Here is a 24429-nt window from a genome sequence, read left to right on the forward strand (position 1 = left end):
AAAAGTTGATTTTGTTTATCTGAATGGTGCGAAGGAGTCACGATTTTTGTTTAATGTATATTTGATTTCTCTGCAGCGTCTTTTTTATCCAAGGTAGAATTTCTGACAATTAAAACCGGTTCATAAATAATGGAGTTACGGCTTTTTTCATAATGGTTTTCTGCTTTTTCAACTGCTGCGACGATCCATTTTGCAGCATCGATCCCCATCTGGGTTTTAGGATGTGTAACGGTAGTTAGTTTAATTTCCGAGGCAACCGCAAGATTAGAGTCATCAAACCCTGTGATAGAAATATCTTGCGGAATTTTGATGTCTAATTCTCTTAGCACTCGGATCACTTCGATTGCCATCTGATCATTGTAACAGACAATTGCAGATGGTCGTTCCTTTGTGTTCTTTAAAAACACTTTATAATCCTCAATCATTTGATTCATATTTTCTGTTGAATACGTTTTCACCATGTTTTGAAAAAAAGGCACATGGTTTTCTCTGAGCGCATTTAAATAGCCTTTCATCCGGTACACACCCTGAAGGTCGTCTGTTTTAAACAACCCGGCGATTTTACTGTGGCCTAGCCTGATCAAATGTTCAGTCACCATGTAGGTGCCTCGTTCATCGTCAACGATCAAATGAGGCGGATTCAGCTGCTGATAAAATTGATTGATCATAATATAGGGAATGTGTAGCCTTTCCAGTTCTGTATAAAAGCAAACATTTGGATTAAACCCGCTGCTTTTTGTCGGCTCTACAATGAGTCCGTCAATTTCCCTACTCATCAACGTTTCTAAACATTGTTTTTCTTTTTTTGGATCGTTATCGGTACTTGCTAAAACAAGAGAGTATCCCTTTTCTGTCAAATAGGATTCGATCCCATTCAAAATTGAAGGGAAAATATAATCGGAAATGTAGGTTGTGATGACGCCGATTGTTTTTGTATTTCCGGATGAAGGTTTTTGACGGATTTCATGAAAGTTTCTATCCGCACAAAATGTTCCGGATCCCTGCTCCGTATATAACCACCCCTCGTTTACGAGCTGCCTGATGGCTTGGCGGACAGTGTGGCGGCTGACACGAAACAGTTTAACCAACTCATTTTCTGAATATATTTTTTCTCCCGGTTTAACTTGTCCGTTCAAGATCCATTCTTTAATTTTTTCTTGTACTACAACATATTTTGGTGATTCTGCCATACGTTTCACCCTTATTGTCGTTATTTTTCTGGACTTGAATACAAGTGTCTTACTTTACTATAACAGATGCCGGCCTGATTATCTATTATCTTTAAAGGAATGCTCCGGTGCTCTTGCAGAGATCTTGTTCCGCGGTGAAGGAAATATCTGTTCTGCATTCGGAAGCATTTATTCTGCGTAACAATCCATACTGTTCAACTTTATGGAATGACCGTTTATTTGTTCGTACAAATTTTTGAAATATAATGTTGACATGTACGGATGACTATAATACACTAGGGACAAATAAGAATGCGCTTACAAAATGCGTATTTACTGAACCTAGAGGAAGGAGTGGGTTACATACCAAAAAAATGTAAGCGTTGACAAAATTGAAAATTTGGTTTTCTAATCTAACTATACGAGGGGGAAACATTGTGAAAAAATGGTTTATAACGGCCTGTGCACTGATTCTTGTTTTCGTCCTAAGTGCCTGTGGCAGTTCGGGGGCAAGCTCTGGAAAAAAAGGGTATGTAGGAATAGCAATGCCGACGAAATCATCGGAACGCTGGATTAAAGATGGAAACAATATGAAAAAGCAGTTTGAAAAGATGGGCTATAAAGTCGATCTGCAATACGCCGAAGATGATGTGCAAAATCAAGTATCACAGATTGAAAACATGATCACTAAAGGGGCGAACGTCCTTGTTATTGGTGCTATTGACGGAGAAGCACTAACCGATGTTCTGAAAAAAGCGCATGACCAAAAAATTAAAGTAATTGCATACGACCGGTTAATCCGGAATACGAAGTACGTAAACTATTATGCTACTTTTGATAATTACAAAGTCGGCGTTATTCAAGCAAAATATATTGAAGATAAACTCGGCTTAAAACAAAATAAAGGGCCATTTAATATTGAATTATTCGGGGGATCTCCGGACGATAACAACTCGCTCTTTTTTTATAACGGGGCGATGTCCGTTCTGAATCCGTATATAAAGTCCGGAAAACTTAAAGTGTTAAGCGGCCAGACGAAGTTCAACCAAATTGCAACGCTTCGGTGGGATGGGGCAACGGCACAATCCCGGATGGATAATATTTTAAGTGCCAAATATACAAATGCAAAAGTAGATGCAGTGCTCTCTCCATATGATGGCATCAGCATTGGCGTGATTTCATCCTTGAAGAGTGTCGGCTATGGCTCAAAAGACAAACCGATGCCTGTGATTACTGGGCAGGATGCAGAGTTGGCTTCTGTAAAATCGATCATCAAGGGTGAACAAACCCAAACCGTATTTAAAGATACAAGAAAATTGGCAAAACAGACAGTGAAAATGGTTGATCAGATGCTGAATGACAAGAAAGTGGATGTCAATGATACAAAAACATATGACAATGGCGTAAAAGTTGTTCCGTCTTATCTTTTGGATCCTGTTTCTGTTGATAAATCGAATTATAAAAAGGTGTTGGTTGACAGCGGTTACTATAAAACAAGCGAATTGAAATAATATTTGGCAATGGGCTTTCCATTTAGAATGACGTCCTGGAACAGGCGGATCAAACAGTCGTGATAACAGGTACGGTTTTCTTTTTGGAATGCCCTTTTCTGTATAACGGGGGTGAATCAATTGGCTGAATATATATTGGAAATGAACGACATTACAAAAGAATTTCCTGGGGTTAAAGTACTTGATAATGTGAATTTAAAAGTAAAAAAAGGCGAAATTCATGCCCTGTGCGGTGAAAATGGCGCAGGAAAATCAACCCTCATGAAAGTATTAAGCGGTGTTTACCCTTATGGAACGTATTCGGGAGACATCTTATTTAATGGAGAAATTTGCCAATTTAAGGATATAAAGCAAAGTGAGGCTCTGGGAATTGTCATTATTCATCAGGAATTAGCGCTTATCCCCGATCTTTCAATTGCTGAAAACATTTTTTTGGGCAATGAAAGGGCAAAAAATGGCGTGATTAATTGGGCAGAAACATTTATTCAAACTGAAACGTTATTGAAAAAAGTCGGTCTGAATGAATCACCAGATACATTAATCCGCAACATTAGCGTCGGAAAACAGCAGTTGGTTGAAATCGCAAAAGCTTTGTCAAAAGAAGTAAAACTACTGATTTTAGACGAACCTACCTCCGCTTTAAACGAAACGGAAAGTGAAAACTTGCTTTCCCTTATTTTGGAGTTTAAGGAACAAGGCATTACTTCTATTATTATCTCACATAAATTAAATGAAATTATGAAAATTGCTGATTCAATTACGATATTGCGGGATGGCAAAACCATTGAAACGCTGAATGTAAAAAAAGATAACGTAACGGAAGATCGGCTCATTCGCGGAATGGTGGGAAGAGATTTAACGCATCGCTTTCCTGATCATACACCAAAAATAGCTGAAACCATTTTGGAAATTAAAGATTGGACCGTTTGGAACCCTGCCAACCCGGAACAAAAAGTTGTTGATCATGCAAATATTACAGTAAGAAGAGGAGAGATTGTAGGAATTGCGGGTTTAATGGGAGCTGGCAGAACCGAGATGGCGATGAGTATTTTTGGACGGTCATATGGAAAGAAAATGGAAGGACAAATAATCAAAGATAACAAACCGATTGAAATCAAGTCGGTTCAGGAAGCAATACGCCATGGTTTTGCCTATGTAACGGAAGACCGGAAAAATCTTGGTCTTAACTTGATCTCAAGCTTGAAAGAAAATATGACGCTGGCGAATCTAAGAAAAATTTCCAACAAATCGGTAATCGACGAGGGAAAAGAGATTGTAAGTGTTGAGGAGCTACGTAAAAAGCTGAGGATCAAGTCTTCCAATGTGATGCAACTGGTTGGGAATTTGAGCGGTGGCAATCAACAGAAGGTTTTGCTGAGTAAATGGGTCTTTACCGAACCGGACATCTTGATTTTAGATGAACCAACCAGGGGTATTGATGTCGGTGCGAAATATGAAATCTACACCATTATTCATCAACTGGCTGATCAGGGGAAAGGCATCATTCTCATTTCATCAGAACTTCCGGAGTTACTGGGAATGGCCGACCGGATTTACACCATGAACAAAGGAAAAATTACCGGGGAAGTCTTAAAAGAAGAGGCAAATCAGGAAATTTTAATGAAATATATGACGAAAGTTGGGTGACCTCAAATGGATTCTATCCTTCAAATGATGAAAAAAAACATGAGACAGTATGGCATGTTTATTGCGCTTGTTCTGATTATGGTTCTTTTTCAAGTAATTACGGACGGGATCTTGTTAAGGCCGTTAAACATTACCAATCTTGTTATGCAGAACAGTTATGTATTGATACTGGCCATTGGTATGGTCCTCATCATTATTGCCGGCCATATTGATTTATCTGTCGGTTCCGTTGTAGCTTTCATCGGAGCAATATCTGCTGTCCTGTCCATACACATGCATCTGCCGACAATTGTTGTTTTTGTCATTTCTTTAGCAATTGGTGCATGCATTGGTGCCTGGCAGGGATTTTGGGTTGCCTACGTAAAAATTCCGGCATTTATTGTGACGTTAGCTGGAATGCTCGTTTTTCGGGGCCTGACGATGCTGATTCTTAAAGGCGAATCACTAGCCCCTTTTCCGAGAAACTTCCAACTTGTCAGTTCTGGTTTTATCCCGGATGTTTTTAAAGGAAGCTCCTTAAATATTTTGACCATCGCGGTCGGGCTGTTATGTACAGTTGCCTATATCTTCATTGAATTAAATGGAAGAAAAAAGCAGAAAAAATATCAGTTGCAAACAACATCGGGACCGTTGTTCGTTGCTAGAATTATTGTTATTGCATGTTTGATTAATGTATTTTCGTACATTTTTGCGACGTACGAAGGAATCCCTTACATTTTGGTAATCTTAATAGCCTTAATTCTTGCTTACTCATTTGTTATGAAAAGAACAACAATGGGTAGACAGGTATATGCAATTGGCGGTAATGCAAATGCAGCGAGTTTATCAGGGATCAAAACACCACGCGTAACATTTTGGATTTTTGTAAATATGGGCGTGCTTGCCGCATTGACGGGATTAATTGTTGCAGCCCGTCTAAATGCAGCAACGCCAAAAGCGGGAACGAACTTTGAACTTGATGCCATTGCAGCCTGTTTTATCGGCGGAGCTTCTGCTTATGGAGGAATTGGCACAGTCGGCGGAGCAATCGTAGGTGCGCTCGTAATGGGAGTGATGAACAATGGTATGTCCATTCTTGGCCTTGGCATAGATTGGCAACAAACGATTAAGGGCCTTGTCTTGCTTCTTGCTGTTGCGTTTGATGTTTATAACAAAAATAAAGCGGTTTAAAAAGAAATTGGCGCAAGGCTGTGCAAGTTTGCCTTGCCTCAATTATGTACCTTTAAGTACGTAAATGCCTATTAAGCACAAACAAAATAAATGTCTTGTACATTCCAGGGAGGAAAACAGCATGTTGAAAATAAAAGATTACGAGTTTTGGTTTATCGTCGGAAGCCAGCATTTATACGGCAAAGAAACGCTGGATGCTGTAAAGGAAGATGCGGAAAAAATCATTAATGAAATCAATGCAAGCGGCAAGCTACCATACCCGATCGTATTTAAAACGGTTGCCACAACAGCCGACAGTATCACGCAGGTTATGAAAGAAGTCAACTATAACGACAATGTTGCCGGTGTCATCACCTGGATGCACACATTCTCGCCTGCGAAAAACTGGATCAGGGGAACGAAACTGTTGCAAAAACCTTTGCTTCATCTGGCTACACAATTTCTGGACCATATCCCGTGGGAAACGATCGACATGGATTACATGAACCTGCATCAAAGTGCTCATGGCGACCGGGAATACGGATTTATCAATGCGAGACTGAACAAAAATAACAAAATCGTTGTCGGCCACTGGAAAGATGAAAAGGTCCAAACCCAAATCGGGCAATGGATGGATGTTGCTGTTGCTTTCAATGAAAGCTTTAACATTAAAGTAGCGAGATTCGGCGACAACATGCGCAATGTCGCAGTCACGGACGGCGATAAAATCGAAGCACAAATTCAGTTCGGCTGGACGGTGGACTATTACGGCATTGGTGACCTTGTTGCGGAAATGAAAGAAGTCACTGATCAGGAAATAGAGGCCGTTTGTGCGGAATGCCAGGAAAAATATGAATTGGTGGTTGGAAACAATGACCCGGCCTATTTTGAAGACCATGTGAAAGAGCAAATCCGGATTGAAATTGCCTTGCGCAAATTCCTCGATAGGGGCGGGTACACAGCATTCACTACAAACTTTGAAGATTTGTGGGGCATGAAACAGCTTCCGGGCATGGCGGTCCAACGGCTGAATGCGGAAGGTTACGGGTTTGCCGGTGAAGGGGACTGGAAAACAGCCGCACTCGACCGGTTGGTGAAAATTATGGCACATAACGAAAAAACCGGTTTTATGGAAGATTATACGTACAACCTGGTAAAGGGCCATGAAGAAATACTGGGTTCCCACATGCTTGAAGTAGATCCGACTTTGGCAAGCGGCAAAATCAGGGTAGAAGTCCATCCATTAGGCATCGGGGACCGCGAAGACCCTGCACGGCTCGTCTTCGATGGCACGGATGGAGATGCTGTAAATCTCACGGTTTCTGATTTTGGTGACCAGTTTAAACTCGTTATGTATGAAGTGGATGGGAAAAAACCAGCTGAAGCAGCGCCGAAACTGCCTGTCGCACGCCAGCTTTGGACACCGAAACCAGGTTTTTATGAAGGGGTCCAAAAATGGATTGAAAGCGGCGGCGGACATCATACTGTCCTGTCGTTCGCAGTCACTGCTGAGCAAATTGAAGATTTTGCGAAAATGGTTGGCCTTAAAACTGTAAAAATTTGAATTTAGCAGTAAACAAATAAAAAGATACACTTCTTTAACAATTTGCCACAACGATTAGGCTGGCCGGAAAAAAATAATCCGCAGTACCGGTGTCCGGCAGAGCCAGGGCTAGGAAGAGGTAATGATTTTAAGACTTGGGAAGTGAAAAAAATGAATTTAATCGAAACTTCACAGGCAATTCAGCAGGGAAATGTTTCTCTCGGCATCGAACTGGGCTCAACCCGGATAAAGGCCGTACTTGTCACGGACGATTTTGAAACGATCGCATCCGGCGGCTATGTTTGGGAAAACAAATTTGAAAACGGCATCTGGACGTATTCGTTGGAAGAAGTGTGGGAAGGGATTCAAAGAAGCTATGCCCAAATTGCGGCAGACGTCCAGGGGAAATACCATACCACTTTGACAAAAATCAGTGCCATTGGTGTAAGCGCTATGATGCACGGGTATTTGGCTTTTGCAGAAAACGGAGAGCTGCTCGTGCCTTTCAGGACATGGCGTAATAACATCACCGAACAAGCGGCGGATGAATTGACTGAACGATTTCAATTTAATATTCCGCAACGATGGAGCATTGCCCACCTTTACCAGGCGATTTTAAACCAGGAGCCCCATGTAAAGGATATTCGCTTTATCACCACGTTGGCCGGTTATGTGCACTGGAAATTATCCGGAGAAAAGGTGTTAGGAATTGGCGATGCTTCCGGTGTTTTTCCGGTGGATGAAGAGACCGGCACCTATCGGGAAGATTTTCTTGATACGTTTGACCAGCTTGAAAATGTGGCGCCCTATCCATGGCATATCAGCGAAATCTTGCCAAAAGTATTAAAAGCCGGCGAATATGCGGGCACTTTAACACCCGAAGGCGCGGCCTTATTGGATGTAAACGGAAATCTTCAGGCAGGCAGTTTGATGGCTCCGCCTGAGGGGGATGCCGGCACCGGGATGGTGTGCACAAACAGTGTGCGCAAACGGACCGGAAATATATCCGTCGGTACCTCGGCATTTTCGATGATCGTGCTGGATCAGCCGCTTGAAAAAGTGTACCGCGATATTGATATTGTCACAACGCCGAGCGGGGCGCCCGTGGCAATGGTCCATATCAACAACTGCTCGTCTGACATTAATGCATGGGCAAACCTGTTTAAACAATTTGCTGAACGGCTCGGTGTTGACTTGCCGGCGGATCGTTTATATGAAACTTTGTTTTTGGTGGCCGCAAAAGCGGATCCGGATGCAGGTGGCTTGCTCAATTACAGTTATTTGTCAGGTGAAAACATTACAAAAATGCCGGCCGGGCGCCCGCTGTTTGTCAGGAAACCGGACAGTGCCTTTACATTGGCAAATTTTGTCCAGGCCCAGTTGTATGCGGCATTTGCACCGCTTAAAATCGGGATGGATATTTTGAAGAATGAAGAAGGAATCAAAACGGATGTCCTGATTGCCCAGGGCGGCCTGTTTAAAACGCCGGTCATTGGCCAGCAAGTATTGGCGAATGCATTAAATACGCCGATTACGGTGATGAGCACTGCCGGTGAAGGCGGCGCCTGGGGGATGGCCGTGCTCGCGGTTTATGCAAAATCCGGAAACGGGAAGCAAAGCCTGGAAGACTTTTTGGACCAAAACGTGTTCACCCATCCCGAAAGCATGACGCTAAGCCCGGAACCTGAAGGCGTTTCAGGGTACGAAGCCTTTATAAAAAGATATGAGGCGGGCTTGCCGGTTGAGTCGATGGCTGTAAAGTCGATTGGATAGCAGAAGGCGACGGCATACAATAGAAGCATAACCAACAGGGCTTGCCATTTAGCAAGCCCTGTTGACTTTATACCGGATCCGGCTGCTTCAGAATATCTGACTACCGGAATCATGATCTATTAAAGGCAGATATCATTACAAAAACTTTTGGCCTATTCATAAGTTGTTTTCGAAAAAAGGCAGAATCCATGATATTACTCATCGTTATCACAGATTGCTTTCTCCTCCCTATTTTTTTCCGTCCAATTGTCATTTGAATGATCAAGCGGCTTTACTGAATCCCTTTTTACCAATTCTGGTTCATATATTTTTGAGGTGACTGGTTGCTTATTAAGCATATCAATGATCATTTTACCAGCATCAAGCCCCATCTTTTCCTGCGGATGGCGAACAGTCGTCAATGCCGGATTGATAAACTTTGAAAACTGGTAATCATCAACTCCAATAACGGAGAGATCTTTTGGTACGTTCAGACCGATTTCTTTGACAAAATTCATGACTTGAATGGCCAGTTGATCGTTGTAGCAAACAATTGCAGTCGGAGCAAACTCAGGGCGCGACAGTATTGTATGAAGTTTTTTAAACAGATTGATTTTGTTTTCCTCTGTCTGGTACATCATGATTTCACCCATATTCGAAATCTCAGGGTGCTTCTGAAAAGCTTTGATGTAACCGTTCATTCGATGTATACCTTGCTTATCGTCCACTTTAAAAATCCCGACAATTTTTTTATGCCCCAGGGAGATTAAATAATCTGTGACCATTTCGCCGGTTTTTAGATCATCCATGACCAAGTACGGGATATTCATGTCATCGTAAACCGCATTAATAAACAGCATTGGAATGCCCAGTGATTTGATGTTGTCGTAAATGCTTTTATTGGTATTGCTCAATGCGCTTTTTGTCGGTTCAATGATTAATCCGGAAATTTTATTTGACAATAAATTGGACAAACTTTTCCGCTCTTTCTCCGGATTGTTTTGTGTGTTGGTAATCAAGATGGAATATCCATAGTTTGATACATAGTTATCAATTCCCGTGATGATATTTGGAAAAATATAATCGGATATATAAGTTGTAATCAAACCGATTGTTTTATTTTTCATGACGGTTTGGGGTTTGCCTTTCCAATCGTCAACAAAAATCCCCCCGCCCTGAATACGGTAAACGAAATTTTCTTTCTCCAGCTCATCAATTGCACGCCTTACTGTAAACCGGCTTACCTGGTACATTTCCATTAGTTCTGATTCGGTTGGCAATTTTTCACTTACTTTGTACTCTTCCGTTAAAATTTTTTCTCTAATATCCTGCTTAATTTTTTCGTATTTTTTGCTCATATTCATGTAAGTTTCCTTTTCTAGTATTGAAGAACTTAGCAAATCAGCAATGATTGTTACGTACATATCCGGCAAAAAAATAAAATTTGTGATCTGGGTGGCCACGGTGGCGTAATCCAGTTTCCTTTCGATATTTGTACGTATCATTATAACACGAATGCCCTTGCACAGGAAGAGGACTAAAAAACCGTCTGTTATTCCCGTAATGTATTTTATTCATCTGGATGCAGCAGGCAAAAATCAGGGAGTGCAAGCACGGCTTTCACTCCCCTCCTGTATCATTTTTTAATTGTAAACTCCCCAATCTCCCTCTCCAGTTCCTCCGTGAGGGTGAACAGTTTTTCTGTGTAGCGGGAGAGTTCGCCGGCTGAGGCGGCTTGTTCTTCCATGGAAGATGAGATTTCTTCTGAAGCGGCAGCGGTTTGCTGGGAAACAGCGGAGAGGTCTTCAATCATTTGGACAACGGCATCTTTTTGTTCCCCGATCGAGCGGATCGATGCAGCTTCCTGTTTGATTGAGCTGAGCATCTTCTCCAATCCTTCGGCCAAAACGGCAATTGAAGTGCTCACGGAGTTGACCGCTTTTCTCTGCCCGGTACTGATTTCATTCGTTTCCTCCATGACGTCCACCAGTTCTTTCATGTCTTGGAGCACGTCCGCAATCGTCGCCCGGATATCTTTTGCCGACTGTTTCGACTGCTCGGCCAGGCTTCGCACTTCATTGGCGACAACGGCAAAGCCTTTCCCGTTTTCACCGGCGCGCGCCGCTTCAATCGAGGCATTTAATGACAATAAATTCGTCTGTTCAGCGATTTGCGTGATCACATCCGCGACTTGTGCGATTGATTTCGATTTTTCATTCAGCCCGGCCATCATCGATGTGACTCTTTCAAAAGCCTGTTCCAGTTTTTGATAAGAGGCTTCAAGATTATCGACCTGTTTCGTACCGGATTGGATCTCTGTTCCTGCTTGATCCACCGCATTTTCAATGACCTGCGATTGTGCGGCAAGCTTTTCGATTTCGCCGCCCAAATCGCGCATTGCATTTGATCCGGTTTCAATATGATCGGACTGGTTGGCTGCGCCTGCCGCAATTTCTTCCACTGCCTTAGAAACATCCGTCACAGCCGCTTCATTTTCTTTTGTTACCGTACGAAGGCCGGCAGCCGCTTTGTTGACGTTATCGACACTGTCGCTTACTTTTGCAATCAGGCTGCGCATATTGTGAAGCATGGCATTGTAACTTTTAGCCAGTTCCCCGATTTCATCATTGGAGCGGAACGCAAACGCTGTAACCAGATCCCCTTCCGCCGTTTTTGCCAGCACTTGCTGCAGGTTTTTGATAATCTTCACGAGCCGGCCGGAAATCAACACAGCAAAAACAATGCCGATCAAAAGCCCGATCCCGATGGAAAGGAGGCCCATTTCCTTTATTTTTCCAATCTGAGCGCTGAACTCGGACTGCGGGTTAAACGAGGCTACTTTCCAGCCAGTTTTCGGGATCGTTGTGGCATAGACATCATACCCTTCCCCGTTCCAGTGAAAAGTTGCGGTCGCTGTCTTTTGACGATAAATCTTTTCGACAAAAACAAAATCTTTGTCAAGCCGGGTGCTGCTTTCAAAATCTTTTACCCCTTCTACTTTTCCGCTATTTGCCGGCTTGGCATTTTTCCCGTCGCCGTTTTTTAAAAACGACGTCACGATCACGCCCTTTGCATCGAAAATCGCAAGTTTGTTGTTTGAATCGCGTTCGATGTTTGTCCGGATCTTGCCCATTTCGGATAAATTGATGTCATATCCGACGGCGCCTGCCATCTTTCCGCCCGAAAAAACCGGCGCGACAACGGACGTCATAATGGCGCCTGTCACCTTGTCTTTGTAAATATCCATCCACTGCAGTTGCGGCTTTTTCTGCAAATAGCGGTATGTATTCGTATTGCGCACGTCCAGATCAAGCTTCGCATCCGGGGAAATATGGAGTTTTCCCGTCCGGAAATCCATATAATAAGCGGAAACGAGTTGCTTGTTCCGTGTCTGGACCGATTTGATTTTGGCTTCAATATCCTGCATCTTGTTTTTCCGCTGGAGATCCGTTCCGACAAGGCCGGCGAGCTCGTCAAGCGAGGTTTCGTATTTTGCAAGTCCTGCTTCCACCTGCGATGCCGCTTCGTTTGCAACCATTTGATTAACATCGCGGTTTTTCGTTTTTAACAGATGGCTTGTAGTGGCATATTCCAGTCCGACCGTCGCCAAAATGGATATCAACATGGCGGCGCAAATCAGACCACCCCATTTGACGGTAAGCGGAATGAATTTCTTTTGCTTTTTCAATGCTGTCTCCCCTTCGTTGTACGTTCTCACTTATTAGGTATCGGAACCATCCCGCAAAAGCTTTAGGCAAGGGCTTGAATTCGTTGTTTTTGAAAGTTTTTGATATTGGGGGCCCGGCTTCAGGACCAAAGCCAAAACGGAAGGCATCTATAGCGACGGAGTGGGATTCATTTTGCAGCAAAAAAACGGCGGAGCATGCCCCTGCCGTTTTTTCGCCTGCTATTCGCCGTACTGCGCTGCGAGCCGGTTCAATGCCTTGTGCAATTTTTCATATACCACTTCCTTCTCCGTCCGGAAATCTTCCCCTTCCCGGAAAAAAACCGGCGTGCCTGTAACAAGCAATCGTTTCGTCTTGCTGGCGTACAAAGGGACAAACTGGACGTGGCGGCCGGTTTCTTTGTAAAAATATTTTTCCAAATACAGGAAACCCTCGTACATCCCTTTTACACCCGCCGCGTTGTCTGTGTAGTCAATATCGGGATAAATGGCGATGCTCTCCCCGTTCTTTAACGCTTCGACGCTTTCCTGAAACGTCCGGATGATTTTGCGCGAGCTCCGGAAAACGGGAATGCCTCTCCCGGATTTCAGCAGCTTTGTGATCATGAATGAGAGAAAAAAGGCGGCCGGGTTCGCCAAAGCCCGCGGAAAGCCGAATCTTTTTGTGAACGTGTAATCGGCGTATTGCCTGCTGCAAGATTTGCGGTCAAGAAAAACGTGCAAAATCCAGGTGCGGATAAATTCCGGATACCAAAGCAATATAACAAACGGGCCGAATAAATTGCGATGGTGTGAAACATAAACGGCAGGTCCGGCAATTTCCCCGGAAATTTGCGCTTTGTAAGACGGATAAACGAAACGCACAAGTTGGCGCACTGATTTAAAAAATAGTCCGTAACCTTTAGCCATGGCGCCTCTCCCCTGCCAGTTGCCCATATTCCGGGTAGCCGGAAAAAATTCCCCAATGAAGCTGGAGCTGGTAGAAGAAAAGGGCAAGAAAAAGGCTTGCAATCGTTTTTGCCAGCACGGGATCAAATTGAAGCAGACCGGATCCGGCTTCGATTAATAAGAAAGAGACCACGATGAACAACAGGCATGCCATCAAGTACCGGACTAAAAATCGTTTCCATTTTAAAAGCCTGTATTTGACCATAAGAAAGGCGGCAAAGGCAACCACCTGTGAGGCAGCAGTGGCCGCGAGCACTTTCCATACATGCGGAATCCCTGCCAGGACATACCGGTATAAAAGCGAGAAACTGAGCATATCTGCGATTAAAAAGATCAGTGCGGGAAAAGCATAATAAAAAAGCCCGGATATGATTTTACGGAAGATTTTCAACGAATCTTTAACCGGCCGGTAATGGGTACCTTCGTTGCGGTTAAAATAAATGGTGCGGATCGGCACTTCCCGGATTTTTACGTTCATTTTTCTTGCATAAATGAGCATGTTCATTTCATACTCAAACCGTTCGCCTTTCAGCGCCAGCAGCCAGCCGAGCTCCTGCTTCGGGATGCCGCGCAAGCCTGTCTGCGTATCGCCGATCTCTGCGCCGTACAGGGCTTTAAAGAGAAAGCTTGTCAAACGATTGCCGAACCGGCTTTTGGGCGGGACATGCTCCAGGCTAAAATCCCGTGCGCCGAGAATGATGCTGTGCGGATGTTGCCGGAGGCTTGCTGCCATTTTTTCAACATCTTCCGGACTGTGCTGGCCGTCACAATCTGCTGTGACCACACCGGAAAGGCTGCCGTGATGCGCCAAAATATGGGCAAAAGCTGTTTTCAGCGCACGCCCCTTCCCGCGGTTCGCCGGATGATGGAGCACGGTGCATCTCTCTTTTTGCGACAGCATCTGAAAAATCGGCGCACATGCCGGGCTGCTTCCATCGTCCACGACAATAATCCGCGCCGCTCCTTTTGCCAACAGGCGATCGGCATAATGGACGAGCTGCGCTTCCGGATTCAGTGCCGGAATGACAACTGCGACATTTCCGATCATATCATCCAACCCCCTTTTAAACCAATCTGTCTAGAAAAATATCCTATTTTCATATTACATGGAAAAGAGGAGAAAAACAAAGAACCGGCATTGTTCCGGTGCAGGGAAACGGCCGTTTTTCCGAACGCCAATGCCTTACTCTTAAACGGCAGCGCGTGCCCATTTGCCCCGGGAAAATGCTCAATCGAATGGTCCCCGGCTTCCTTTTTACTCCATTCGCAAATGCTTTTCCGACAAAGTCCAGGTGCTCTTTTTCAGTAACTTCCCGGCGAGTGTTTTCCCCCCGCCTGTTTGTTACAAACGGTTGAAGAACGGGTAAACTACTGTCGTATTCCATCGGAGAGGAGTAAATGAAGATGAGATTGAAAGATAAAGTAGCGATTGTAACCGGCGGCGGGTCCGGCATCGGGGAAGCGTCCGCCTTGAAACTTGCTGCAGAAGGCGCAAAAGTTTGCGTAATGGATATTGAACAGAAACGGGCGGATGAGGTCAAAAGACGGATTGAACAAAATGGCGGGGAAGCGATGGCTTTGGAAGTCGATGTCACTGATCCGGAACAGGTGAAAACGGCTGTTGACAAGACAGTCAGGGAATGGGACCGGCTTGATATCGTATTCTCGAATGCCGGCATTAACGGGACCGTGGCACCGATTGAAGACTTGTCCCCGGATGACTGGGATCAAACATTGACAACCAATTTAAAAGGGACATTTCTCCTCACAAAATATGCAATCCCGCATATGAAAAATAGGGGTGGCAGCATCATCATCACGAGTTCGATCAACGGCAACCGCATTTTTTCGAACATCGGCATGTCCGCTTACAGCAGTTCAAAAGCCGGGCAGGTAGCGTTTATGAAAATGGCGGCTTTGGAACTTGCCCGCTATAAAATCCGGGTCAATGCCGTTTGCCCAGGAGCGATTGAAACAAAAATCGAGCAAAACACGAACCGTACGGAAGCGCTCGAGAAAGTGCAAATTCCGGTTGAATTTCCGGAGGGCGACCAGCCGCTTTCCGAAGGGCCGGGAAAACCGGAACAAGTTGCCGATCTCGTTTTGTTCCTTGCATCGGACGATTCCAGCCATATTAGCGGCACAGACATCTATATCGACGGGACGGAATCGCTGCTGCGGGGATAACGTTTATTGACGCATCCGGCCCCGGCCATCCGCATGTTGAAGGTGCGCAGAGCTTTTCCTAAAATCATGTTTGGCATCCTTTCCAAGCCCAATTTAAAAGGCGGCGTTGTCTCTTTGAAGCCACTGAAAAAGCACTGCAAAAATAAAAAAGACGTTGACACACTCCTGCTATTTGTGTTTCAACGTCTTTTTGCATTCTATATGTTGTATGCACGGTAATACAAAATCACTTTTTTAATGGCGTTGTCTCTTTTCGCCGCCTTTCTTTTTTTGCGATTTTAAAACGGATAAAATATGAATGCCAACACGGCAGTGAGGATGCCCGTAATGATCCCGAAAAATACTTCTGCCGGTTTATGCCCTAAAAGTTCTTTCAGTTTCTGCCGGGATTCCGCATTTGTTGTCTCCGGATCTTTCATTGTCTCCATGAGGCGGTTAAAGTCGGCGAGCAGGCGGTTCAGCACTTCTGCATGGAAGCCGGCCTGCCTGCGCACACCGGTGGCATCGTAAATGACAATGGATGAAAACACGATGCTGATGGCAAAGGCATTGGAACCGAATCCGGAAGTCAGCCCGATCGCCGTTGTAAGGGCAATGACCATCGAGGTATGCGAACTGGGCATTCCGCCTGTACTGAACGCCATTCTCCAGTCAAATTTCCCTGATGTGATGAAATGAATGGGCACTTTTATGATTTGTGCTACAAGCATTCCAAGTAAAGCGGATAAAATCGGATACGATAAAAACATTTTTCCTCCTTCATGAAAAAAACTATTTTTTTCTGTCCGGCTGTGTACGCTGCGATGATGATCATGCAAGAGCCGCCCGGTTAATTGAAAAAAGCGGCAATGGGCATTCGGCATTTTCTTTTAACACCATTTGGCTGAGCATCTCTCCGACACTGCTTGCAAATTTAAAGCCGTGTCCTGAAAATCCTGCGGCTATGGCCACATTGGGATATACAGGATGGGTATCGATGATGAAATGTTCATCCGGCGTATTGGTGTACAAGCATACTTTTCCCTTTTTTAAGCGGCCGGATGCCCCCCGCATGTATGTTTTCAAAAAGGCCCGGATATCTCCTTCGTCTTCACGGTATGCGCCAAATTCCCGGTTCATTGTATCAGGGTCTGCCGCCTGCCCGCCGTCATGGCGCCCGACTTTCACGCCGCTTCCATTAAAACTTGGAAAACCGTAGTATGTTCCTTCGTATCCGTCCATTGTAAAAGCCGGAAACACATCTGCATTGAACAGCGCTTCGTCCGCTTCAAACCAGCCGACCGTTTTCCGGACCGGCTGAAGCGGCAAATTGAGCCCTAAGTTTTCAAGCAGTTTCCCGTTCCACGCACCGCCGCTGACAATGCATTTTTCAGCGGTGAATGTGCCGCTTTCTGTTACAACAGTGACAGTCCGGCCGTCGGTTTTCAGATCTGTAACCTGGGTATTGGCAAGCAGGCGCGCACCCTTTGCTTCCGCCAGTTTACGGCAGGCGCGGATGCAGTTTTCCGGAAACAGGACGCCGGCATCCGGTTCATAAATGGCACGGTAGCCCTGCCGGGCCAGCGTTTTTCCACTTCCACTCCTGCCATCGTTTCAATCGGGAGGTTGTATGTATTTGCGCTTTCGATTGCTTCGTTTAAAAAGGCCGCATGATCCTCCGGGCTGAAACTGAGGACGCCGGTTTTGGCAAAAATCTTTTCTCCGGAGGCCTTTTCCAGTTCATCCCAAAGCGTTTGCGCCCGCAACACGAGCGGCACGTAATCCCGTCCTTCCCCGTAGGCATGGCGGATGATTCTCGTTTCGCCGTGGTGGCTGCCGGATGTATGCGGCGGGTCAAAAGCATCCAGCAAAAGCGTTTTTACACCTTGCCTTGCCAGAAAATAACCGGCTGCCATTCCCATTGAACCGGCACCAACGACAATAACATCGTAATGTTTCTCCATTGTATTCCCTCCCTCGTATAATAAGTTTAAATCCAAAGTGGATGTCAATTTCCAGTTCATTCTGCTGCTCATTGACAAGTGAATATAAGATTTTGTATTCCGGGCTCGCCCGGAATACAAGTTCGGACTTGGACGCTTCGCGATGTTCCCGGATAATGGTCTTAGGATCGTTTGGGTCAATGCTTCCCCTCCTTGTAGCCTGACTACTCGAAAAGTCTGCATCCCCAGGTTCTTGCTTGAACGTCTAACCCGTAGGCCGTTCCTCCGGATCTCCGTGCTGGAAATGAGCAGTTCCAGGCAGCCCACGGCCCGGATGAGTTCTCATACGCGAGGCTGACAGATCGGCAAGCCATCTGGGGATATCCCGAAGCGTCCGATTCCATCGATCCCAATACAGAGAGGAGGAAATCATATGCCCTTATTTGTCGGTATTGACGTGAGCTCCAAAAACCTCGATGCCTGCCTGATGGATGGAATGGGGGAAACGTTGGCCACCCAAACGGTGACAAACAATCTTCCCGGTGCCTCTGAGTTAAGAGACGCCATCCTCCAACATGCGGAGGCGGATGACACCATCCAGATCGCCATGGAGGCCACATCTGTGTATAGTTGGCACCCGGCAATGTTTTTCCATGAAGATCCCGAGCTGAAACAGCGTCGTACAAAGGTGTTTACCCTGAATCCGAAGCTGGTGAGAAATTTCAAAAAGGCTTATGCCGAGATGGACAAGACCGATCCCAAAGATGCCTGGGTAATTGCGGACCGCTTGCGTTTCGGGAGATTGCCGAAATCCGTGATTCAGTCAGAACAATACCTTGCCCTTCAACGGTTAACACGGATGCGCTATCACCTGATTCAAAGTTTAACCCGGGAACAACAGGTATTTTTGAATCATCTGTTTTTCAAATTCAGTGCCTTTAACCTTGAAGTGGATACACCGGTCTTCGGCCATGCCATAACGGAATTTTTGCTTGAGGCCTATAGCCTCGATGAAATTGCCCAAATGCCTCTAGAGGACTTAGCGATGTATCTCCAGACCAAAGGCCATGGCCGCTTTAGCGATCCCGAGGATTTGGCCGCATCCATCCAAAAAGCTGCCCGGTCCTCTTACCGGCTTTCTAAATGTGTGGAGGATTCGATTGACTTGGTCCTGGGCAGTTCTATTGAGATCATCCGGCATCTTAAACGCCAAATCAAGGATTTGGATAAGGCGATTGCCCGCGTTCTTGATGGAATCCCGAATACCCTCCAGACCATTCCGGGAATAGGCCCGGTGAGCTGTGCTGGGATTCTCGCTGAAATCGGCGACATTGAGCGCTTTGACGACCAAGCCGCGATCGCAAAATTTGCTGGATTGTTCTGGCCCCGCCACCAATCGGGTGATTTTGAGGCTGATGACAAAATGCTTGCGCGTACAGGCAATCGTTATCTCCGGTATTACCTGGTTGAGGCTGCCAATCTGGTCCGGCGACACGAACCTGAGTACCGCGCCTTTTACCAAAAGAAATATCGTGAGGTGCATAAGCACTCACACAAACGCGCCCTCGTCTTAACGGCAAGAAAACTGGTGCGCCTGATCGATGCGCTGCTCCGCAACGATCAAATTTATGCGCCGAAAAAGAAGGTGACGCGATGAGGTAACCAGGTAACCATCATCGATAGCCTGAACTTGAAAACTTCCAGATTATTCCAATTATCTGGAGGCTTAGTTCAGTATTGCCATTTTTACGACATAGAGCCAACAAAATTTCCAATTCACTTGTTTTTAACCCTTGACATCACACCGTAGGACTTTCCGTTATTATAACTATACCATGTAGTTTGGAAAATGAGGCAAAAACAGAAGATGCCCTTTTAATAAATGGCATCTTCTGTAACAAGGTCGTTTTCTGCAAACCGTTCGACCCGGAGCGGTGTAAGATCAATGGTTTCATACTTTCCGGTCCGGATCAGGTCCGACAGCCCCTTTCCGACGGCCGGTGCCTGCTGCATGCCGTGCCCGCTGAACCCGAATGCGACAAAATACCCTTTCATTTCCGGATGCTCGCCGATGATGGCATTATGGTCGGCCGTATTGTAGTCATAAAGGCCGGCCCAGCCGCGTTCGACTTTTACCTTTTCAAAATTCGGGATGCGGCCAGCGAGAACAGGCCAAATCTGCTCCTCAAATTCGGACCGTTTCCAGCTGAAGTCGATCGCCGGCTTCTCCTCTTCCCCGTATCCGGCAATAATTTTGCGCCCCTCGTGCCTAAAATAGACACCGGTCGGATCCATCGTCAGCGGCAACGGTTTTGCGAGGGGTTTTTCCACATCAAACATAAAAATCCGCCGCGGTACCGGTATAACCGGAAGCGGCAATCCGGCTTTGCTGCTCAGTCCGGAAGCCCAGGCGCCCGCACAGTTCACGACAACAGGCGCAAAAAACGCCCGGCCATCCTTGAGCTGCACACCTTTTATCCGGCCCTCTTCCGCTAAAAAGCGGTCCACTTCTTCATACATATACTCCGCGCCGAGATGTTTCGCATTTTTTATAAACCCTTGCATCGCCGTGTACGGGTCCAAATACCCGCTTTCCGCACAATACAGCCCGCCTGCAAGATCACGCGTGTCGAGTTCGGGAATGAGCCCCAGCAGTTCTTTTTTTCCGAGCCATTCAGGTGAGACGCCGTTTTGGTGCTGGAGTTTCAAATGCTTTTTAAAATGCGGCATCATACTTGGTGTTGCCAAAAACAAGTAGCCCCGCTGTTTCAAATCAACTTCAAACGTTTCGCTGCCGATTGTCATTGATTTGGAAAAGTTTCGGTAAACTTGCAGGCTGTACCGGCTCATTTGAATATTGACCGCCGTTGTAAAAAGCTGCCGGATGCCGCCTGCGCTCCGCGGGGTTGAGGCATATGCATACGAAGGATCCTTTTCAAATACAATGATTCTGCCGGCAAATCCATCCGCGAGCAAATGGTACGCCACACTCGAACCGATAATCCCGCCGCCAACAATGATCACATCCGCTTTGTTTTTCATCCCATCCCGCCTCTATTCTAAAAATAGTCGCCTCATTCTTCCGCTGGCGCCGTATGCACGGGCCTCTATCCTGAAAATATGTGCCGGCTAACTTTCATTCTTTTGCTAGAGCCGCGTTCAGTGCGGCATGGGCGTCTACCCTGAAAATATGCATCGCTGATTTTTATTCTCCCGTTGGCCCATAAGCATGGGCCTCTATCCTAAAAATATGTGCCGGCTGATTTTCATTCTTTTGCTAGTGCCGCGTTCAGTGCGGCATGGGCGTCTAATTGTTGTCGACCTCTCTTTTTTGTCTTTGCCAATCCACTGATGGCGCTGCATGCATGGGCGCTAATTGTTGTCGATTTTGATATCGCGTACGCCTGATTCCACTTTCAACTTGTGGTTTGGAAAATCTTAAACATTCATGCTGATCATTTTGCCCCTGTTCCTATTGGCGCGAAGATAAAGCATGGCACTTTTTACCTGCCAAACATGTAATGATGTGCTGATCCGTTTTCACCCTGCTGCCCGTGCGGCAGAGGAGCCTAATTGTTGTCGATCTGGGCGCGCTGCAGTTTCCCGCTGAAATCGACATACACGGCCTTCCATTCCGTGTATACATCAAGTGCTGCCGGCCCTGAGTCACGGTGCCCGTTGCCCGTTCCTTTTGTCCCGCCGAACGGCAGATGGATTTCAGCCCCTGTCGTCCCGGCATTGATGTAGACAATCCCGGTATCCAGATCACGCATCGCCTGAAAAGCTTTATTCACATCTTTTGTAAAAATACCGCTCGACAGCCCAAAAGTGACGCTGTTGTTAACGACAATCGCTTCTTCAAGGCTTGCCACTGGAATGATCGAAACAACCGGGCCGAAAATTTCTTCCTGCGCAATGACCATTTCTGGGCTGACATCCGTAAAAACAGTCGGCGCATAGTAGTATCCTTTTCCCGGCAAAATGCGCCCGCCCGTAAGCAGCCTTGCCCCCTCTTTTTTACCTGTTTCGACATACTGGTGGATGCGGTTGAGCGCTTCTGTATTGATAACCGGGCCGACTGCCACCGTTTCATCAAGGCCGTCGCCAATTTTCAATTCCGCCGTTCGCCGAATCAGTTTTTCCTCCAGTGCATCTTTGATCTTTTTATGGACGATGACCCGGCTTGTGGCCGTGCATCTTTGCCCGCTCGTGCCGAATGCGCCCCAAAGAATGCCGTCCACTGCAAGATCGAGATCCGCATCATCCATGACAATCACGGCGTTCTTCCCGCCCATTTCAAGCGAAGTCCGTTTCAGAAGGCCGCCCGCCCGTTCGTTAATTTTACGCCCGACTTCATTTGATCCGGTAAAAGAGATGAGACCGATGCCCGGATGTTCCACCATCGCTTCACCAATCACGGAACCGGAGCCATGGACAAGATTGACAAGCCCTTTTGGGAGCCCCGCTTCTTCATAAATTTTCACAAATGCGCACGCTGTTGCCGGCGTTTCCGTGGCTGGCTTCCAAATCACCGCATTCCCGGTTACAAGCGCCGGCAGTGACTTCCAGGAAGCAATGGCGATCGGAAAATTCCACGGCGTGATCAGCCCGGCAATGCCGACCGGCACACGGATGCTCATCGCAAATTTATTTTGCAGCTCAGAGGGTACGGTATCACCAAATTGGCGTCTCCCTTCCCCTGCCATATAAAAGGCCATGTCAATCGCTTCCTGTACTTCCCCGCGCGCTTCATCGATCACCTTGCCCATTTCGCTTGTAAGCGTGCGCGCGATCTGTTCTTTTCTTTGTTTTAACAGTTCCCCGACTTTGTATAAATAGTTTGCGCGCTCAGGTGCCGGGACGAGCCGCCACACGCTTTGCGCGCTTTTGGCAGCCTGGACGGCACGGTCAAGGTCCGGTTCGGCGGATTGCGCCACTTCGCCCAATGTTTTCCCGTTTGCAGGATTTACAACCGGGGCAAATTTTCCCGTTGACGGTTCGCACCACTCGCCATCAATGTAATTCAAATATTTTTCCATGTGTTGTTCCCCCTTTAAAAATCGAGCATTTGCCCGATTCCAAGCTGAATGGCTTTTTTATAAACCGTTTCTGCAGCCACCAGGTCAAACAGGGCCATGCCTGTTGATTTAAAAACCTGTAGCGTGTTTGGATCCGGTTTTACTTTTTGCGTGACAATTTTGGAAAACGGAATGGTTTTAAGCCGGCTGTCTACATCCCCGCTTTCCTTTGCGGCATCGTGCGAGTCGATATATATCGATTTCAAGTTTTTCAGAAGCGCATCAGGAAATTCGCGCATATGCGGCTGGTATGAGCCAATGCCAATGACAAGCTTTCCGTCGTAAAGGTCTTCTTCCGGCAGTACAGGTGTGGCAGATGATGTTGCCGTAATGAGGATATCGGCCTTTTCGGCAAGTTCACGGGCGGATTTGGCAATATGAACCGGGATATTTGGAATGAGCGTTTTGAACCGGCGAATAAACGGAGGAATGTTAGAAGGTGTCCGGTTGAATAAAAAAATGTTTTCGATGTTGCGTGCGGTGCAAACACCGGCAAGCTGATACAGCCCTTGGTAACCCGTTCCGATAAGCCCGGCTGTTTTGGCATCGCTTGGCGCAAGATATTTTGCCGCCGCCCCGCCGATTGCCCCGGTCCGGAGCCCGGTTAAAACCGTTCCGTCCATGAGCGTTTTCATGGATCCATTCCTGCTGTCGACGAGCAGCACAGCACCCTGGGTCACCGGCCGGTCCTTGTTGTCCGGGAAAACGGAGACGATTTTTGCGCCGGCTGCCTCATTTGTGCTGCACGGCATGAAAAGGACGGAGTGGTTCCGGATGGTAAAATGCGTGCGCAGCGGCATTTGATAACCGTTTTCTTCATAGATGTGGTATGCTTCTTCTACAGCTGCAACCATTTCCTGCATGGAGGCCGATTTGAGGACATCACTTCCGTTAAGGACAAGCAAGGCCGCACCTCCTTACTTCAGGGATTTGGTAAAAATATATGTGAGGCAAAGCAGGATCATGATAAAAAAGGATTTGGCAGCCGGGGAAGCAGCTTTGGGACCCGGACCTGCAGCTTTGTCGGATTGGGGGCTATAACGGGACAGTTCCTTGGTTTCCGGCCCCACATTTTGTCCTTCATCCACCCGATGAAAGACAGTTTGGCGTTCATGTCCCGGTGTTTTGTCTTTCATCAGCCTTGTGAAGGACAATTTGCCGTTCATGGCTCTGAGTTTTGTCTTTCATCGGCTCTACGAAGGACAATTCGCCGTTCCCCGGCCTGGGTTTTGTCTTTCATCGGCCTTATGAAGGACAATTTGCCGTTCATGGACCCGTGTTTTGTCTTTCATCAGCCCTATGAAGGACAATTCGCCGTTTATGGTCCTGTGTTGTTTTGTCTTTCATCAGCCTTATGAAGGATCAATTCTACCTGGGGCTTGTGTCTAATTGGACGCGCTATCGGGACAGTCCTCCGTGGAAGTTCAACGCTTTTGACTGATGGCGTACACCAACGGGACAGTTTCACAGGGGTTAATTTTATTTTTCCTCAGGGGCGCATATACGGAAAAACGCCCAAACCTGTAACAGGGTGGACGTTTTGTGTGATGGAGCATAGCGGGTTCGAACCGCTGACCTCTTGCATGCCATGCAAGCGCTCTCCCAGCTGAGCTAATGCCCCGTGATATAAAGTTGGGAATGGAGCATAGCGGATTCGAACCGCCGACCTCTACAATGCGAATGTAGCGCTCTCCCAACTGAGCTAATGCCCCGTTTTGTCATGATCACCGTTTTTCATCAGCGACAATGTTATTATACAATGCAAAAAATGATTGTGCAACTATTTTTTTAAAAAAATAGTTTCCCGTTTGCCGCCTTGTTTTTTCGCATTGCGGCCG

Annotated in this window: 17 protein-coding genes, 2 tRNA genes and 1 pseudogene; 7 read left to right on the top strand and 13 right to left on the bottom strand. The window is 46.3% G+C overall.

Annotated elements, in window-relative coordinates; all coding sequences use genetic code 11:
• Positions 1 to 50: 50 nt before the first annotated feature.
• Positions 51 to 1190: a GntR family transcriptional regulator gene (locus OF158_RS12275; RefSeq protein ID WP_035184227.1), complete on the bottom strand. Its 1140-nt coding sequence runs from the start codon at positions 1188 to 1190 to the stop codon at positions 51 to 53.
• A 416-nt stretch (positions 1191 to 1606) separates the two neighbouring features.
• Here OF158_RS12275 and chvE point away from each other — a divergent pair, with 416 nt between their 5' ends.
• The 5 genes from chvE (at position 1607) to OF158_RS12300 (ending at position 8792) form a co-directional block, all read left to right on the top strand.
• Positions 1607 to 2680 (top strand): multiple monosaccharide ABC transporter substrate-binding protein, encoded by a 1074-nt coding sequence (chvE, locus tag OF158_RS12280; protein WP_014097595.1) that lies wholly within the window; start codon positions 1607 to 1609, stop codon positions 2678 to 2680.
• A 120-nt stretch (positions 2681 to 2800) separates the two neighbouring features.
• On the top strand, positions 2801 to 4327 hold the full coding sequence (gene mmsA, locus OF158_RS12285) for a multiple monosaccharide ABC transporter ATP-binding protein (RefSeq protein WP_080738172.1): 1527 nt from the start codon (positions 2801 to 2803) through the stop codon (positions 4325 to 4327).
• Positions 4328 to 4333: 6 nt separating this feature from the next.
• A complete protein-coding gene (gene mmsB / locus OF158_RS12290; RefSeq protein ID WP_017550147.1) occupies positions 4334 to 5497 on the top strand; it encodes a multiple monosaccharide ABC transporter permease in 1164 nt (387 codons plus the stop codon).
• Between the two features lie 121 nt (positions 5498 to 5618).
• Entirely contained in the window at positions 5619 to 7040 is a 1422-nt protein-coding gene (araA, locus tag OF158_RS12295) for an L-arabinose isomerase (protein WP_035184224.1), read from the top strand.
• A gap of 150 nt (positions 7041 to 7190) precedes the next feature.
• Positions 7191 to 8792: a xylulokinase gene (locus OF158_RS12300; RefSeq protein ID WP_043052483.1), complete on the top strand. Its 1602-nt coding sequence runs from the start codon at positions 7191 to 7193 to the stop codon at positions 8790 to 8792.
• A 194-nt stretch (positions 8793 to 8986) separates the two neighbouring features.
• Here the strand turns inward: OF158_RS12300 and OF158_RS12305 are convergent, their stop codons facing one another.
• The 4 genes from OF158_RS12305 to OF158_RS12320 all read right to left on the bottom strand — a co-directional run bounded on the left by OF158_RS12305 (position 8987) and on the right by OF158_RS12320 (position 14452).
• Positions 8987 to 10135: a GntR family transcriptional regulator gene (locus OF158_RS12305; protein ID WP_026685163.1), complete on the bottom strand. Its 1149-nt coding sequence runs from the start codon at positions 10133 to 10135 to the stop codon at positions 8987 to 8989.
• 272 nt (positions 10136 to 10407) lie between these two features.
• A complete protein-coding gene (locus OF158_RS12310) occupies positions 10408 to 12459 on the bottom strand; it encodes a methyl-accepting chemotaxis protein (RefSeq protein WP_035184216.1) in 2052 nt (683 codons plus the stop codon).
• A gap of 219 nt (positions 12460 to 12678) precedes the next feature.
• Entirely contained in the window at positions 12679 to 13365 is a 687-nt protein-coding gene (locus tag OF158_RS12315; RefSeq protein WP_035184213.1) for a lysophospholipid acyltransferase family protein, read from the bottom strand.
• The gene (locus tag OF158_RS12320; RefSeq protein WP_035184211.1) at positions 13358 to 14452 is read right to left on the bottom strand and encodes a glycosyltransferase family 2 protein; all 1095 of its coding nucleotides are present in this window, start codon (positions 14450 to 14452) and stop codon (positions 13358 to 13360) included. The genes OF158_RS12315 and OF158_RS12320 overlap by 8 nt, the downstream gene beginning before the upstream one ends.
• 356 nt (positions 14453 to 14808) lie before the next feature.
• On the opposite strand from OF158_RS12320, the gene OF158_RS12325 reads away from it, so the two are divergent.
• Positions 14809 to 15591 (top strand): SDR family oxidoreductase, encoded by a 783-nt coding sequence (locus OF158_RS12325; protein WP_035184209.1) that lies wholly within the window; start codon positions 14809 to 14811, stop codon positions 15589 to 15591.
• Between the two features lie 278 nt (positions 15592 to 15869).
• Here the strand turns inward: OF158_RS12325 and OF158_RS12330 are convergent, their stop codons facing one another.
• Together OF158_RS12330 and solA are read right to left on the bottom strand one after the other, a co-directional pair.
• Positions 15870 to 16340, bottom strand: a complete 471-nt coding sequence (locus tag OF158_RS12330) for a divergent PAP2 family protein (protein WP_017554802.1) — start codon at positions 16338 to 16340, stop codon at positions 15870 to 15872.
• A 61-nt stretch (positions 16341 to 16401) separates the two neighbouring features.
• Positions 16402 to 17534, bottom strand: a pseudogene (solA, locus tag OF158_RS12335) (N-methyl-L-tryptophan oxidase).
• Positions 17535 to 17946: 412 nt separating this feature from the next.
• Between solA and OF158_RS12340 the strand changes: the two are divergent.
• Positions 17947 to 19170 (top strand): IS110 family RNA-guided transposase, encoded by a 1224-nt coding sequence (locus OF158_RS12340; RefSeq protein WP_013858393.1) that lies wholly within the window; start codon positions 17947 to 17949, stop codon positions 19168 to 19170.
• A gap of 218 nt (positions 19171 to 19388) precedes the next feature.
• Here the strand turns inward: OF158_RS12340 and OF158_RS12345 are convergent, their stop codons facing one another.
• The 6 genes from OF158_RS12345 to OF158_RS12370 form a co-directional block, all read right to left on the bottom strand.
• On the bottom strand, positions 19389 to 20555 hold the full coding sequence (locus OF158_RS12345) for an NAD(P)/FAD-dependent oxidoreductase (RefSeq protein WP_035184196.1): 1167 nt from the start codon (positions 20553 to 20555) through the stop codon (positions 19389 to 19391).
• A gap of 527 nt (positions 20556 to 21082) precedes the next feature.
• Entirely contained in the window at positions 21083 to 22552 is a 1470-nt protein-coding gene (locus OF158_RS12350) for an aldehyde dehydrogenase family protein (RefSeq protein ID WP_014097581.1), read from the bottom strand.
• 14 nt (positions 22553 to 22566) lie between these two features.
• Positions 22567 to 23496, bottom strand: a complete 930-nt coding sequence (locus OF158_RS12355) for an ornithine cyclodeaminase family protein (RefSeq protein WP_035184194.1) — start codon at positions 23494 to 23496, stop codon at positions 22567 to 22569.
• Positions 23497 to 23508: 12 nt separating this feature from the next.
• Entirely contained in the window at positions 23509 to 23727 is a 219-nt protein-coding gene (locus OF158_RS12360) for a hypothetical protein (protein WP_264302926.1), read from the bottom strand.
• 412 nt (positions 23728 to 24139) lie between these two features.
• Positions 24140 to 24212, bottom strand: a tRNA-Ala gene (locus tag OF158_RS12365).
• Between the two features lie 18 nt (positions 24213 to 24230).
• Positions 24231 to 24303, bottom strand: a tRNA-Ala gene (locus tag OF158_RS12370).
• Positions 24304 to 24429 lie beyond the last annotated feature (126 nt).

It is taken from the genome of Weizmannia sp. WK01 (genome assembly GCF_025905465.1).
GTDB classification, from domain to species: domain Bacteria; phylum Bacillota; class Bacilli; order Bacillales; family Bacillaceae_C; genus Weizmannia; species Weizmannia faecalis.